This is a genomic window from Agrobacterium salinitolerans, from assembly GCF_027498475.1.
Classification (GTDB): domain Bacteria; phylum Pseudomonadota; class Alphaproteobacteria; order Rhizobiales; family Rhizobiaceae; genus Agrobacterium; species Agrobacterium salinitolerans.
This window is the reverse complement of record NZ_JAPZLN010000010.1, coordinates 34,401-48,648: the sequence shown is the minus strand read 5'-3', so window position 1 is coordinate 48,648 and position 14,248 is coordinate 34,401. Positions and strand designations below refer to the sequence as shown.

Sequence of the window (14,248 nt, the reverse complement as noted above, 5' to 3'; positions counted from 1 at the left end):
AGAATCAAAGGGGCGGGCATGATTTTATCGATGAAGAAACTGGCGCAGTTGCTGCTGCCGTTGCTTTTGCCATTTTCCGCGCAGGCCGGCGGGCAGGCGGATTTCTGCAAGGCCATCGACCATGCGGGTGGGCGCTATATCGTCTGCAGTTTCGATCCGGCGAAGAATACCATCCGTATTTATGATCGCGACCATATCTCCGGGCAGGGATATCGGAATTTCGCCGATCTTTCTTCAGCCCTGTGGCGCCAGCATGTGTTCAGCATCTTCGCCATGAACGGCGGCATGTATCATTCCGACTATTCGCCGGTCGGCCTCTACATTGAAAATGGGGTGGAGCGCTCATCGATCAGCACGCGGGGCGGCTGGGGTAATTTTCACCTTCTGCCGAACGGTGTGTTTTATCTGAAGGGGGACAAGGCTGGCGTACTGGAAACCGGGGCCTATCTGGCGGCGGATCCGAAACCGGATTTCGCCACGCAATCCGGGCCGATGCTCGTCATAGACGGCGCGCTGCATCCGCGCTTTCTGCCCGATAGCGACAGTCTGAAGCGGCGCAACGGCGTCGGCGTTTCCAGCGACGGCATGGTGCATTTCGCGATTTCGGAAAATACCGTGCGATTTTACGATTTCGCCACGCTGTTCAGGGATGTGCTGGATGCGCCGAACGCGCTCTATCTCGACGGCACGATCTCAAGCGTCGATATTCCCGCGATGAAAAGGCGGGACTCGCTCTTTCCGATGGGGCCGATTATCGCTGTTGTCGACAGGGTGCCGGACTAGGCGGGCCGATCAGATCGGCGCCTTGGGATAGGCTTTTTCGAGACCGGCCGATGCCGTCAACCCCTTGCGGAAGGCGATATAGGCGGGGTGCTGGCTGGCCCTTGCGGTTTCGGTGATGCGAATCTGCAGCCGGGCAGGGGCATTGCCGCCAAGCCATCCGCCCGCCGTTTCCAGTTTCAGGCTGTTGAGGAAACGGGCACTGGCCTGCCGGTCGAGATAAAGATTGAGGCCGGCCAGCAGGTTTTCGTCCTGCAGGGCGTTTTCCATCAACAGCAGCACCCAGGCTTTATCCTCACTGCCAAGCGAAGTGAGTTTCGACGCGACCGTTTCGCGATCAGGAAAGGAGGATGCCTGCTGCATGGAAAGACTCGCATCGTTGTCGTTGCCATCGTCGATAAAGCAGCAATCGCGGCCTTTCAAGACTCGGCGCTTCGGCAAAAGAAATTCGACTCTAAGGTGTTTTGCCGAATGAGTTTTCAACAGGCGTTTGTGGGAAAGCTTTAAATAACGGTTACACTTTAGCCTAAATTGCGGCGATCGCCAAAATGGCGCTTAAACACACATCGCGCTAACACCTTGTTTTTTCACATACCTATGCATACCGCGAATGGCAGCCTGTCAAAAACGCCTTCATTTAGCCGCTTTTTGCATTTGCCTTCGCCGCCGGATTTTAATAAATGCTTGGCTCAACGGGCCGGGTCTTGAAGATCCCCCGGAGAGTGAATAGCTGGAGTAATCATGGAAGAAACCGCTCAGAAATCCTGCTGGGGCGTCACTTTGCGCGCACTTGCAGGCTTTGCCGCTTTTCTCGCATTGACATACATTTTTGGCAGCCCATAAGCACTTCTCCTGAATGACGGGTTTTGAAACGGCGCGGTTTTCCTCTGGAAACCGTGCTGTTTTCGTTTCCGGGACGCTCATGTCGCAGCTGCGCAAACCGCTGACGCTCTTTTGTGGCGATCCGTTGCCGCTTTGGATATGATGGTGGAGGAATCCATTCTTATTCAGGGCGAACTTCATGTTTCTTTCGGTCTTTGACGTCTTCAAGATCGGTATCGGTCCTTCGAGCTCCCATACGATGGGGCCGATGACGGCGGCTAACCGCTTTCTGGCGCTGATCCTTAGCGATGAGTGGCCGCGGCCGGCAGGCGCGGCCGTTGCGCAGCTGAAGGTCAGCCTGCACGGTTCGCTTGCCTTTACCGGCATTGGCCACGGTACCGGGCGTGCCGTCATCCTCGGCCTGACCGGCGAGCGGCCGGACCTTGTCGATCCCGATGCCATGGATGCGATCATCGACACGGTCGAAAAGGCGGGCACGGTCACACCGCCCGGTCACCCGTCCTATCTGTTCCATCCGGCCGAGGATCTCGTCTTCGACAAGAAGAACCCACTGCCCGGCCACGCCAACGGCATGACTTTTTCCGCCTTCGACAATCAGGGCAGGCTTCTCATCAAGCGCATCTATTATTCCGTCGGCGGCGGTTTCGTCGTGACCGATACGGAACTGGAGGCGATCAAGCAGCGCGGCAAGACCATCGATAACGGTCCGCGCGTGCCTTATCCCTTCGGGACGGCGCGGGAAATGCTGGATATGGCGGCCCGTTCCGGCCGCACCATCGCCCAGATGAAGCGCGCCAACGAGGAGACGGTGGTTTCCCGCGAAGAACTGAACGAGCGTCTCGACCAGATCTGGGAAGCCATGAATGGCTGCATCGAGCGCGGTCTGAAAGTGGATGGCATCATGCCTGGCGGTCTGAAGGTGCGCCGCCGCGCCCGCTCCATTTACGAAAAGCTGAATGCGGAATGGCGCAGCAACCGGCTGAACCCGGTCATGGCCAATGACTGGCTGAGCGTCTACGCCATGGCCGTGAACGAGGAAAACGCCGCCGGCGGCCGCGTGGTGACCGCGCCGACCAATGGTGCGGCTGGTGTCGTTCCGGCCACCGTCAGATATTTCCGGCATTTCCATGAGGATGCGACGATTGACGACGTGCGGGACTTCCTGCTGACGGCCGCCGCCATCGGCGGCATCATCAAGCACAATGCCTCGATATCGGGCGCGGAAGTGGGCTGTCAGGGCGAAGTCGGATCGGCTGCGGCCATGGCGGCGGCGGGTCTTGCCGCGGTCATGGGCGGATCGCCCGAACAGGTGGAGAATGCCGCAGAGATCGCGCTCGAACATCACCTTGGCATGACCTGCGATCCGATCGCGGGCCTCGTGCAGGTGCCGTGCATCGAGCGCAACGCGCTTGGCGCCGTCAAGGCGGTAACAGCGGCTTCGCTGGCGCTGAAGGGTGACGGCCAGCATTTCGTGCCGCTCGATGCCTGCATCGAGACCATGCGCCAGACCGGCAACGACATGAGCGAGAAATACAAGGAAACTTCCACCGGCGGCCTCGCCGTCAACGTTGTGGAGTGCTGAGCGGGCAGGGCGGCAGGCGTCGTGCAGATGCTTGACGCCCGTCGCAAAAAGGCATTGATAGAGGCATGCCTCTACATCTCATCAAACTTTGCGTTGGCGCGGATTCGATCCAGGACTTGCGAGACTGGGTCGCGCACCGCGCGCTGACAGCAATTGCCGCTGGCCTTGAGCCGCATAGCGTCCACACCACCCGGATGATCCCAAAGCGCGTCGAGGAACTGCTGGAAGGCGGCTCTCTCTACTGGGTCATCAAGGGACAGGTGCAGGCGCGGCAGACACTTCTCGATATCCGCTCCTTCAAGGGCGAAGACGGTATTTCCCGCTGCGATCTCATTCTCGGCCCAGAGGTCATCGAAACCTCACCCGCGCCGAAGCGCCCGTTTCAGGGCTGGCGTTACCTGAAGGACGATGAAGCGCCACGCGATCTCGGCGGCGGCATGGGCGGCGAGGACATGCCTTCCGATCTCAGGCGGGAACTGGCGGAGCTTGGGTTGCTCTGACGCTTAACGGATTGGAACATGAAAAAGCCGGCATCCTTGCGGAGCCGGCTTTTTCGTTTGGGGAGACAGGTCGTTTGTTGGTTCAGTTGATGCCGCCGACCGCAGTGGTGGCACGACCATCCTGAATTTTCACCCAGCGGCCGGGATTGGCGGTGTCCTGGCGCTTCAGATAGGTATATTCGGTTTCCGACCAGTTCATGACCTTGTTGCGCATGTTGTCGAGAACAAAATCGCCACGATCGGTGCGGACGGTCAGAACGGCATGGCCTTCGCCATTCGGCTGCAGAACCACGGTGATCAGGAGGTTGGAGGCGGAGAAGCCCTTGTTCATCAGCATCTTGCGCTTCAGGAGCACGAAGTCTTCGCAGTCGCCGACCGTGGTGGGATAGGCCCAGCGTTCTTCGACGCCATAGATTTCCATGTCGGTCATCGGCGTGATGGTGGTGTTGACGGTGTAGTTGACGTCGAGCATCGTCTTCCAGCGCTCTTCGGTCAGCTTCATCGGGCCGTTGTCCAGCGAGGTCGGCTGGCATTCGCTCTGATAGGTCTGGCAGAATTCATAGTGGCCGATCGGCGGGTTGGCTTTGCCGATGACGCGCATGACGGCGGCGGGCGAGGCGCTTGCCTGATGCGCGAAGGCGCTGACGATGAATGCGATCAGAGTGAAAACGAAACGGTTGTTCTTGTTCATTGCTTGTCTCCCCGTGGTGAGGAGACATTCGCAGGTATATTTTGACCCGGCGGAAATTTGCGAAGCGCAATTTTAGCTTAAATTTCAGCAAATTAGCCGTTGTTTTGAACTGTATTCGAACTAGTTTTTATGCGTGTTTGAAGCAAATTTTATTACAATTTTACGCGTCTTGGCCTTAGGCTTTTGGTAGCCATCTAGATCGCTGTATTGACAGCGATTTTCCGCGTCCTGCGGTTTTCATGGCGGCGCGCGGCCGGTTCACGGCGCTCAAGGAAGTGGTGGATTTCCCGTTTCGGGATGGCTGTTTCAGGCTGGGACAGGCAGGAAAAAGCGGCAAAAAAACTTCAAAAAAACTGCATTTTTTCCGGGAAAAAAGTTTTGCGGAGCGCTTTTCGTCCCAGTTCGCGCGGCGGCTGACCTGAGCGAGGGCGCGAAATGGTCCGCGGCGCTGTCTCGGATCAGAGCCGGCGCGGTCATGGCGTGAAAATCGAAGTGTTCGGCGGAGAGAAGCAGAGAATGGAGCGGCGGACGCCATGAGCGATGTGTGATCGTCACGCTGCCGCGAAGGGCAGAGCATAGACCGCCACACCGCGATCAGGGAATCTCCTCAATTGTGAGACGATGGGGCGAGCGCAACGCGCGCTGAAGACGCCGCCGTATTCTTACGGGCGCAAAACCTGCCGCGTTCGATGGAACGTCCTAGAGAAACTCAATCAGCGCGTCGGGCGATTGCACCCGGTCGAATTCGACCGCGACGCCTTCCATGAAGTGGCGCACGATCTTGCCGCTCATATTCTTGCCGAGCTGGACCCGGCTTCCGAGCGGCGGCCGGTTTTCGATCTCAATGGCCGCACCTGACAGGGAAAGGTCGATCAGCCGGCAGGCGACGAGCACGCCGTCTTCCAGAACGAGCTGTGCCTTGGCGTTACGCGGCGTCAGACGGTCGTGGCGGCGGTCTTCCGGCAGGCCGAGCAATTGACGCTTGGCGATCCAGGCGAGCTGCGCGGCGAGTTTTTCCCGCTTGCGCTCCGGCGCGTTGATGGCGATGAGGAATCCGGATGCGATGAGTGATGTCACCGTGCCTTCGATCCGACCGATATGCTGGAGATAGGCGATGACGCGATCACCGCGGCGGGCAATGCCTGGGCAGGTGAACTGCGCCCTTTCGGCGGTCATCTCGGTTGCGGTGCAATCATATTCTTCATGATCGGGCAACATCAGGCGGCCGGTGAAGGACACACGGACGGCGTCGTCGAGGTGAGCTTCCTCAACCGGACGCAGGATTTGGGCGGTGTTGGCCGAACGAGACGAAAACATGGGCAGCGCAATTGTAATGAATGATGACGGTAAGTTTCTACCTTGCGCGAGTTAACAGACTGTATTGTTTAATCTCTACAATTTTTCTGATCGGCAATATCGTTACAGTTCTGACGTATTTTTTTGAGATTCGGGTGCTGCCGGACCTCTCCTGGAGGGGCGGGGAGCGTTGGAACAGGTCCGTCAGCGGCTTTCGGCGCGCGGTGTATCGGCGGCCATCCCATTCACCGGATACCCTTCCGGCGCGATGTCCAGGAGCAGCAGGCGGCTGCTCTTTATGGACAGGCACTGGATGGGCGCGGCGAATTCGTGTCGCGGCCGCTCCGCAAGCAGCGCCCCGAGCAGCCTTGGGGCGGCGTCGGGATCGGTGCGCAGCGGCAGGAGCAGCATTTCGAATGCCAGCGGCGCCGCGCCATAGCTATCCTCCGCCTCGACATCGAAGACCACGGGTAACTGGTGGTGCAGGATGCCGCGCGCGACGCGGCAGGGGAAGACGGCGTTCGCCGGCTGCCATAACTCCGAAAACGGGCGATCCCGCAATTCCCGGCCGAACAGGTCGCAAAGACGTGTACCGGCAAGGCGGAAAAACGGGGTGTTCTCTCCCTTGTCCGTGAGGATAAAAAGATCGCCGAGGTGATGTTTCAGCTTTGCGGGATCGATGTCCTCGCGTCGCGGGGCCGATCGCTTGCCGCGCAGTTCATCCCAATAAGCGTATATCTCCAGTCCGGCCATGCTCTTCATAGCATCTCTCCATGTTCGTTTTTGGGACATCATGTCCATCCGAACGTCTGTATCTGGAGGTCTAGCGATTTTCGTGCCAAGTGGATTTATTAAGGTTAACAAAGGGTTGATATTGCCCGGTGGCGATAGTCGTGGCATCGGAACGGCCATGTCGGGGAAAGCTCCGTCAGCACAATTCGATGGCGTCGCCTGTTATTTCAAGGCGGGCCCGCAAGCCGGACCGTCTGCGGCCCGGCGTCCTTGCCGATAGCGGTTTGGGCGTCGCGCGCTTCGAAGGCGGGACGGCTTTTTTTTTCGTTCGGGCTTCCTATATTGCTCGGGGAACGCAAAATTCGACCAAGACAGGGATGGGATCATGTCCTACGGGGACGGCGAACAGCCGCCGGTTTCGGAAACGCCGGAGCCGAAAGACGACACGAACAATCCCGTCTTCAACTTGCCGTCGCTGCTGGTCGGCATTCTGGCCGCGCTGATCGTGGCTTATGTCGTTCCCGCCTATCTTCTTTCGGAGGAAGGCAATGGCTGGTTTATCTTCACCTTCGGCTTCATTCCGCTGCGTTATGCGGTGCCGTTTTCCCAGCAGGGTCTGGAATGGCTCTGGACGCCGGTGACCTATTCTTTCCTGCATGGCGGCATCGAGCATATTCTCTTTAACGGATTGTGGCTGATGGCCTTTGGCGCGCCGGTTCTGCGCCGGATCGGAACAGTGCGCTTCGTGCTGTTATGGTGCATTTCCGCCGCCGTTTCCGCCTTCGGCCATGCGGCGCTGAACTGGGGCGATGTGACGGTGCTGATCGGGGCGTCCGGTGTCGTTTCGGCGCTGATGGGGGCGGCCTGCCGCTTTGCCTTTCCTGCGCGCGGTGGATATAGCGCCTCCTTCGGGCATCTGATGCCGAGACAGAGCATTCTCGGGGCGCTTTCCAACCGCACCGTGCTGATCTTCACGCTGATGTGGCTGTTCGGCAATGTGCTGATTGCGGTCGGCGTGCCGCTGTTCGGCGATGTCGGCGGCAAAATCGCCTGGGACGCGCATGTCTTCGGCTTTCTGCTCGGCTTCCTGTTCTTCGGGCTTTTCGATCGGCGACTGGTCTGAGCCGATCACGCTCCTTGTCGGCCGTGGCGCAAATTTGCTTTCGCGCGTCCCATCCGGGATTGCATTCATGCGGGCCTCAGCGCACCATATCCCATGATTTGCAACCGCCGGGGGAGACTGCGGCGCTGCGGGTCGCTGCAAAGAGGAGGAAGGCATGGCAACATTCGTAAAGGATCTTCTCGACCGCAAGGGCCGGGACGTCGTGACTGTCGGTCCGGAGGTCAGCATCGGTGAGGCGGCGGGAACGCTGCACGCTCACAAGATCGGTTCCGTCGTCGTGACAGACGCCGATGGCGTCGTTCTCGGCATCTTCACGGAGCGCGATCTCGTAAAGGCTGTGGCGGGCAAGGGCGCCGCCTCCCTCCAGCAATCCGTGTCGGTGGCCATGACCAAGAATGTCATTCGCTGCCAGCATAATTCCACCACCGATCAGCTGATGGAAATCATGACCGGCGGACGCTTCAGGCATGTGCCGGTTGAAGAAAATGGCCGCCTTGCCGGCATCATCTCCATCGGCGACGTGGTGAAGGCGCGGATTGGCGAGATCGAAGCCGAAGCGGAGCAAATCAAGGCCTATATTGCCGGGTGATTTCGTTCGCGACGCGAATCACGTCCCTCATTCCTGTGCTCGCCACAGGAATCTAGTCAGCCCAAGTCCTTGGGCTGAAAGGAGTCCCTCCGCCACGCAGATGCGTCGGCTGGATTCGTTTGACAAGCATAGGAATGAGGGTCTCGCGCATCAGCGCCGGAATGCCTGCTGCATGCGCTCCAGTTCCGGAATGCGGGAGCGTGTTTCCTCATATCCCCGGTCGATGGCTTCACTGGCGCGATGGAATTCCGAGAGGCCGATATCGTTGATGCGGGGGTGAAGCATCAGGTCGGGCGGGTCGCCCGCCAGGCGCGAGCGCGAAATCCTGTCCTGAATGATGTTGAAGGCCTGCACCATGACGCCCGGCAGGCCGGGACGCGGCGGGCTTTCCACAGCCGGCGCAACGCCGCCATGCGATGGTGACGCGGAGTGCTTGACCACGGCGGAGCGGCCGAAAAGATCGTAATTCAGATTGACCGCGACGACCAGCGCCTGCTCATAGGCCCGGCAGACCGAAACCGGTACGGGATTGACGAGCGCGCCGTCGATCAGCGTGCGGCCGTTGCACTGCACGGGTTCGAAAATGCCCGGCAGCGCATAGGAAGAGCGCAGCGCGGTGACGAGATCGCCCTGGTGAATCCAGACCTCGTGGCCGGTGCGCAGTTCCGTCGCGACCGCGATGAAGGGATGGTCGAGGTTTTCGACGCGCAGGCCTTCCAGATGTTCCTGCATGCGCTTGGTCAGCCGCATGCCGCCGAAGAGCCCGCCGCCGCCGATGGTGAGATCGAGCAGCCCGGCAATGCGGCGCATCGTCAGCGAGCGGGCGAATTCTTCCAGCTCATCGAGCTTGCCGGCGAGATAACAACCACCGACCAGCGCGCCGATCGAGGTGCCGGCGATCATGCCGATCTTCACCCCTGCCTCATCCAGCGCCCGCAGGACGCCGATATGGGCCCAGCCGCGCGCAGCCCCACCGCCAAGCGCGAGCGCTATGCGGTGCTTGTCGACGATCTGGGTGACCGGCGGTTCGTTGCCGAAGGCTTCGGGATTGCCAGCCGAAAGTTGATTGTGACGATTTCCCCATCCCAACATGACTGCACTCCCTGCCAGTTCCGTCAGGCTCCGTCCTATCCCCGGAACCCGCTATATTGGTAGCAAATTGGTGCGGCCGATGGAAGGTAGCCGTTCAAGTTGCGGAATAGGTGGTCGCCGGATCGAAATGGCGGGTATCGTCGGTGATCTTCGTCACCGCCTGGCCGTCGGAGAGTTCGACTTTGCGATAAAAGCAGGAGCGGCGGCCGGTGTGGCAGGTCGCGTCATGGCCGGCGACGGAGACCTTCAGCCACACGGCGTCCTGGTCGCAATCGGTGCGGAATTCCTTCACCGTCTGCAGGTTGCCGGAGGTCTCGCCCTTCTTCCAGATTTTGTCGCGCGAGCGGCTGTAGTAATGGGCGATGCCGGTTTCGAGCGTCAGCGACAAAGCTTCAGCGTTCATATGGGCAACCATCAGCAATTCGCCGTCACGCGCATCGGTGACCACGGCGGTAACGAGGCCGTGAGCATCGAATTTCGGCGAGAACAGGCCTGCGTTTTCGAGCACTTCCTTGTCCGCAGGCGCGGATGGAAAGGGAATGGACATGGTAACCCCGGAAAATGGCGGAACGATTAGCGGTTCCGCACCATGGTCATGAAGCGCACCTGCTCGGCCGGATCGTTCTTGAACGTGCCGGTGAAGCTGGTGGTCAGCGTCGTGGACCCCTGCTTGTTGACGCCGCGCATGGACATGCACATATGTTCGGCGTCGATCATCACGGCCACACCGCGCGGCTTCAGCGTTTCTTCGATCGATCTTGCGATCTGCGCGGTCATGTTTTCCTGCGTCTGCAGGCGGCGGCCGAAGATTTCGACAACGCGGGCGATCTTCGACAGGCCGAGCACGCGACCGGCCGGAAGATAGGCGACATGCGCCTTACCGACGATCGGCACCATATGGTGCTCGCAATGGGAGAAGAAGGGGATGTCGCGCACCAGCACCACATCGTCATAACCGCCGACTTCCTCGAAGGTCGTGCCAAGCACGTCCTGAACATTCAGCTCATAACCGGCAAAAAGCTCGCGATAGGCCTTGGCGACACGCTTCGGCGTATCCAGAAGTCCTTCGCGGGCGGGATTTTCTCCTGCCCAGCGCAAAAGAACGCGCACTGCTTCTTCCGCTTCGGCCTGGCTTGGGCGAGCTTCTGCCACGTCGGGTTTTGCGCCAGCGCCGGGGAAATTCTTCACGATCGCATCCATTCCGTCTCTCCCGATGCGGGTAAAGGCCGCACCTGAATTCGTTTTTCATCGCGAACTCATGTTCGCAGTTGCTGCTATCTGGTTGTTTTACAGCATTTTGGCAAGACCGGTGCTGTTATTTCGGTATCGGAGCCGTTAATTTCATCACGGCTTGATGTCCAGAAAGCTCGTTAGCATATAATGAGAATGAAGGGCAGGAAAGCTTCACTGCGACAAACGCTGTGTTTGAAAAATCTGACCTGTCCTGTTTTTGGGCATTCTTGAGCGCGCCGGGCACCTGACGATGGACGATATCTACAACAATCGCATTCTGGACTTCGCCGGGAATATTCCACTGACGGGAATTCTCGAGGATGCCGATGCGAGTGCTGAAAAACACTCGCGACTATGCGGCTCTAAACTCAAGGTCTATCTGAAGGTTGAAGACGGCATAGTGACGGCTTTTTCGCACGAAGTCCGTGCATGTGCACTGGGGCAGGCCTCGGCCTCCATCATGGCGCATCACATTGTCGGGGCTTCCAGCGGCGAAATCCGGCAGGCGCGGGAAGACATGCTCGTCATGCTGAAACAGGACGGTGAGGGGCCGACGGGTCGTTTTGAGGACATGCGGGTGCTTTTGCCGGTCAGGGATTTCAAGGCGCGCCACGCGTCCACCATGCTGACCTTCGAAGCGGTGGTCGATGCGCTCGACCAGATTGAGGGGCGGCCGGCTCTGAACGTTGCGGGTTAGGCGATGTGTGGCGAACCGGGCTGCCGGCACCAGCAGACAGCGGAAAAAGCGAGCCGATCCCGCAATTGGGCGGGCAGCTTCGCCAAAACGCCGGGGCGGCTTCTGGGCGTGGGTTTCATCCGGCTTTATCAGCTGACGCTATCCGGCTTCGTCGGAAATTCCTGCCGCCATATCCCCACCTGTTCCGAATATGGCTATGAGGCGATTGCTCGCCACGGGCTGTGGGCCGGCGGGTGGATGACGCTGTTTCGCGTGGCGCGCTGCGGCCCGGGCGGCACCAGCGGGCTGGACCCGGTGCCGGAAGCGCTCGGCAGCACGGGGCGCTGGTGGGCGCCGTGGCGTTACTGGAGCCTGCATCGATGAATGACTATGTGGCCTTGCTGCACAGCATCGTGCTCGGCCCCGGCAAGCGGCTCATCATGGCCGATCTCAGGGCATTGGCGGAACAGCTGGGGTTTACCGACTGCAAGACGCTTGTCGCGACCGGAAATCTGGTTTTTCGCGCCGAGATGGCACCTGTTCGCGAGATCGAGGACAGGCTGGAGCGCGCCTTCGAAAAGCGTTTCGGTAAACATGTCGATATTCTCGTTCGCGCGGGCGACGACTGGCTGAAACTGGCGGCGGATAATCCGTTTCCGCAAGGCAATCCGCCGGATGTCTGCGTGAGGGTCATGCGGGCGCCGTTGGACCACAGCGTCCTCGAATTGCTGGAGAAATATCGGGGCAGGGAGAAGATCACGCTTGCCGGTGGCGATCTATGGATCGATTTTTGCGGCAAACCGAGCGAGAGCCGGCTGTTGCCTGTCCTGACCACCAAAAGGCTTGGTGTCGGCACGACCCGTAACGCCAATACGGTCAATGGCCTTGCGGAAATGCTTCGCTGAAGCACCCTTCACCTTTGACTGCAATGGCAAAAGCCTTTATCAGCCTGCGTGCCGGCCTGTTGCGGGCAAATCATTATTCCAACACCACCCGCATTCGTTGGCGGGACTGGACAGGAGCACGAGACGATGTCTGAAGCCATTTCCCTTACATTTCCCGATGGATCCGTGCGCAGCTACCCCGCCGGTACGACCGGCCGTGAGGTCGCCGAATCCATCTCCAAATCGCTTGCCAAGAAGGCCGTCGCCATTGCGCTTGATGGCACCGTGCGCGATTTGTCCGAGACCATCACCGATGGCAAAATCGAGATCGTCACGCGCGACGACAAGCGCGCGCTGGAGCTCATCCGCCACGATGCCGCCCACGTCATGGCCGAGGCCGTGCAGGAACTGTGGCCCGGCACGCAGGTGACGATCGGCCCTGTTATCGAGAACGGCTTTTATTACGACTTTGCCAAGAACGAGCCTTTCACGCCGGAAGATCTGCCGAAGATCGAAAAGCGGATGAAGGAGATCATTCAGCGCAACAAGCCGTTTACCCGCGAGGTCTGGTCGCGCGAAAAGGCGAAGGAAGTCTTTGCCGCCAAGGGCGAAAACTACAAGGGCGAACTGGTCGACGCCATTCCCGAAGGCCAGGACCTGAAGATCTATTATCAGGGTGACTGGTTCGATCTTTGCCGCGGTCCGCATATGGCCTCCACGGGACAGATTGGCACGGCCTTCAAGCTGATGAAGGTGGCCGGCGCCTATTGGCGCGGCGACAGCAATAATGCGATGTTGTCGCGCATCTATGGCACCGCCTGGGCAACGCAGGAAGAGCTGGACAATTACCTGCATGTTCTGGCCGAAGCCGAAAAGCGCGACCATCGCCGCCTTGGTCGCGAAATGGACCTGTTCCATTTCCAGGAAGAGGGTCCGGGCGTCGTGTTCTGGCACGGCAAGGGCTGGCGCATGTTCCAGACGCTGACGGCCTATATGCGCCGGCGGCTTGCCAACACCTATCAGGAAGTCAACGCGCCGCAGATTCTGGACAAGTCGCTGTGGGAGACTTCGGGTCACTGGGGCTGGTATCAGGAAAACATGTTCGCGGTGAAATCCGCCCATGCCTTCACCCATCCCGATGACGAGGAAGCCGACCAGCGTGTCTTTGCGCTCAAGCCGATGAACTGCCCGGGTCACGTGCAGATCTTCAAACATGGCTTGAAGTCTTACCGCGAAATGCCCGTCCGCCTTGCGGAATTTGGTAATGTGCATCGCTACGAGGCTTCCGGCGCCCTGCATGGCCTGATGCGCGTTCGCGGCTTTACGCAGGACGATGCGCATGTCTTCTGCACGGAAGAGCAGATGGCGGCGGAATGCCTGCGCATCAACGATCTGATCCTCTCGGTCTACGAGGATTTCGGTTTCAGCGAAGTCGTCGTCAAGCTCTCCACGCGCCCTGAAAAGCGCGTCGGTTCCGACGATCTCTGGGATCGCGCCGAAAGCGTGATGATGGAGGTTCTGAAGACCATCGAGGAACAGTCCGAAGGCCGCATCAAGACCGGCATCCTGCCGGGCGAGGGCGCATTCTACGGGCCGAAGTTCGAATATACGCTGAAGGACGCCATCGGCCGTGAGTGGCAGTGCGGCACGACGCAGGTGGACTTCAATCTGCCTGAACGTTTTGGTGCCTTCTATATCGACCAGAACTCGGAGAAGACGCAGCCTGTCATGATCCATCGCGCCATCTGCGGTTCGATGGAGCGTTTCCTCGGCATTCTGATCGAGAACTTCGCCGGTCACATGCCCTTGTGGTTCGCCCCGCTGCAGGTGGTAGTCGCGACGATCACCTCGGATGCCGATGATTACGGCCGCGAAGTCGCCGAAGCGCTGCGCGAAGCGGGCATGGCGGTCGAGACCGATTTCCGCAACGAGAAGATCAATTACAAGGTCCGCGAGCATTCGGTGACCAAGGTTCCGGTCATCATCGTTTGCGGCCGCAAGGAAGCGGAAGAGCGCACCGTCAACATCCGTCGTCTCGGTTCGCAGAACCAGACGTCGATGTCGCTCGAGGAGGCGATCACCAGCCTCGTGGACGAGGCGACGCCGCCGGATATAAAGCGCAAGCTTGCGGCGAAGAAGCAGGTTGCTTGACAAATAACGACGGCCTCTTTGGGGGCCGTTTTTGTTTGCGGGGTAAGGGACGCTTAAAGCTCTCTGAAGTCATCCT

General features: G+C 59.5%; 18 protein-coding genes. 10 read left to right on the top strand and 8 right to left on the bottom strand.

The window, feature by feature from the left end; genetic code table 11:
- Positions 1–18: 18 nt before the first annotated feature.
- Positions 19–783 (top strand): phosphodiester glycosidase family protein, encoded by a 765-nt coding sequence (locus tag O9X91_RS23075; protein ID WP_142912373.1) that lies wholly within the window; start codon positions 19–21, stop codon positions 781–783.
- Positions 784–792: 9 nt separating this feature from the next.
- On the opposite strand, the gene O9X91_RS23070 is transcribed toward O9X91_RS23075, so the two are convergent.
- Both O9X91_RS23070 and O9X91_RS23065 read right to left on the bottom strand, forming a co-directional pair.
- The gene (locus tag O9X91_RS23070; protein ID WP_142912372.1) at positions 793–1,143 is read right to left on the bottom strand and encodes a hypothetical protein; all 351 of its coding nucleotides are present in this window, start codon (positions 1,141–1,143) and stop codon (positions 793–795) included.
- A gap of 270 nt (positions 1,144–1,413) precedes the next feature.
- A complete protein-coding gene (locus tag O9X91_RS23065) occupies positions 1,414–1,803 on the bottom strand; it encodes a hypothetical protein (RefSeq protein ID WP_162520390.1) in 390 nt (129 codons plus the stop codon).
- Between O9X91_RS23065 and O9X91_RS23060 the strand changes: the two genes are divergently transcribed.
- The gene (locus tag O9X91_RS23060) at positions 1,802–3,205 is read left to right on the top strand and encodes an L-serine ammonia-lyase (RefSeq protein ID WP_137410506.1); all 1,404 of its coding nucleotides are present in this window, start codon (positions 1,802–1,804) and stop codon (positions 3,203–3,205) included. The genes O9X91_RS23065 and O9X91_RS23060 overlap by 2 nt on opposite strands.
- Positions 3,206–3,270: 65 nt before the next feature.
- Positions 3,271–3,705, top strand: coding sequence for a DUF1489 family protein (locus O9X91_RS23055; RefSeq protein WP_077982090.1), 435 nt, complete (start codon positions 3,271–3,273; stop codon positions 3,703–3,705).
- Between the two features lie 82 nt (positions 3,706–3,787).
- Here O9X91_RS23055 and O9X91_RS23050 read toward each other — a convergent pair whose 3' ends face one another.
- Entirely contained in the window at positions 3,788–4,396 is a 609-nt protein-coding gene (locus O9X91_RS23050; protein WP_003523403.1) for a transglutaminase-like cysteine peptidase, read from the bottom strand.
- 239 nt (positions 4,397–4,635) lie between these two features.
- Here O9X91_RS23050 and O9X91_RS23045 point away from each other — a divergent pair, with 239 nt between their 5' ends.
- A complete protein-coding gene (locus O9X91_RS23045; protein ID WP_244614235.1) occupies positions 4,636–4,818 on the top strand; it encodes a hypothetical protein in 183 nt (60 codons plus the stop codon).
- Between the two features lie 277 nt (positions 4,819–5,095).
- Here O9X91_RS23045 and O9X91_RS23040 read toward each other — a convergent pair whose 3' ends face one another.
- Entirely contained in the window at positions 5,096–5,713 is a 618-nt protein-coding gene (locus O9X91_RS23040) for a PilZ domain-containing protein (protein WP_077982091.1), read from the bottom strand.
- 183 nt (positions 5,714–5,896) lie between these two features.
- Positions 5,897–6,454 carry a PAS domain-containing protein gene (locus O9X91_RS23035; protein WP_162520389.1) on the bottom strand — a complete coding sequence of 186 codons (558 nt, stop codon included), beginning with the start codon at positions 6,452–6,454 and terminating at the stop codon, positions 5,897–5,899.
- 355 nt (positions 6,455–6,809) lie between these two features.
- Between O9X91_RS23035 and O9X91_RS23030 the strand changes: the two genes are divergently transcribed.
- Together O9X91_RS23030 and O9X91_RS23025 are read left to right on the top strand one after the other, a co-directional pair.
- Entirely contained in the window at positions 6,810–7,547 is a 738-nt protein-coding gene (locus O9X91_RS23030; protein WP_269825145.1) for a rhomboid family intramembrane serine protease, read from the top strand.
- Between the two features lie 154 nt (positions 7,548–7,701).
- Positions 7,702–8,136, top strand: coding sequence for a CBS domain-containing protein (locus O9X91_RS23025; RefSeq protein ID WP_080790547.1), 435 nt, complete (start codon positions 7,702–7,704; stop codon positions 8,134–8,136).
- A 150-nt stretch (positions 8,137–8,286) separates the two neighbouring features.
- Here O9X91_RS23025 and O9X91_RS23020 read toward each other — a convergent pair whose 3' ends face one another.
- From O9X91_RS23020 to folE, 3 genes are all read right to left on the bottom strand, one after another.
- Positions 8,287–9,228 (bottom strand): patatin-like phospholipase family protein, encoded by a 942-nt coding sequence (locus tag O9X91_RS23020; RefSeq protein ID WP_077982095.1) that lies wholly within the window; start codon positions 9,226–9,228, stop codon positions 8,287–8,289.
- Positions 9,229–9,322: 94 nt separating this feature from the next.
- Positions 9,323–9,775 carry a phosphoribosyl-AMP cyclohydrolase gene (hisI, locus tag O9X91_RS23015; RefSeq protein WP_077982096.1) on the bottom strand — a complete coding sequence of 151 codons (453 nt, stop codon included), beginning with the start codon at positions 9,773–9,775 and terminating at the stop codon, positions 9,323–9,325.
- Positions 9,776–9,801: 26 nt separating this feature from the next.
- On the bottom strand, positions 9,802–10,428 hold the full coding sequence (gene folE / locus O9X91_RS23010; protein ID WP_003495569.1) for a GTP cyclohydrolase I FolE: 627 nt from the start codon (positions 10,426–10,428) through the stop codon (positions 9,802–9,804).
- A gap of 283 nt (positions 10,429–10,711) precedes the next feature.
- Between folE and O9X91_RS23005 the strand changes: the two genes are divergently transcribed.
- The 4 genes from O9X91_RS23005 to thrS all read left to right on the top strand — a co-directional run bounded on the left by O9X91_RS23005 (position 10,712) and on the right by thrS (position 14,172).
- The gene (locus tag O9X91_RS23005) at positions 10,712–11,158 is read left to right on the top strand and encodes an iron-sulfur cluster assembly scaffold protein (protein WP_269834094.1); all 447 of its coding nucleotides are present in this window, start codon (positions 10,712–10,714) and stop codon (positions 11,156–11,158) included.
- A gap of 3 nt (positions 11,159–11,161) precedes the next feature.
- Complete coding sequence (yidD, locus tag O9X91_RS23000) at positions 11,162–11,521, top strand: membrane protein insertion efficiency factor YidD (RefSeq protein ID WP_269834093.1); 360 nt, start codon at positions 11,162–11,164, stop codon at positions 11,519–11,521.
- Positions 11,518–12,042 (top strand): DUF1697 domain-containing protein, encoded by a 525-nt coding sequence (locus O9X91_RS22995; protein WP_137410501.1) that lies wholly within the window; start codon positions 11,518–11,520, stop codon positions 12,040–12,042. The genes yidD and O9X91_RS22995 overlap by 4 nt, the downstream gene beginning before the upstream one ends.
- Positions 12,043–12,168: 126 nt before the next feature.
- A complete protein-coding gene (gene thrS / locus O9X91_RS22990) occupies positions 12,169–14,172 on the top strand; it encodes a threonine--tRNA ligase (RefSeq protein ID WP_269834092.1) in 2,004 nt (667 codons plus the stop codon).
- Positions 14,173–14,248 lie beyond the last annotated feature (76 nt).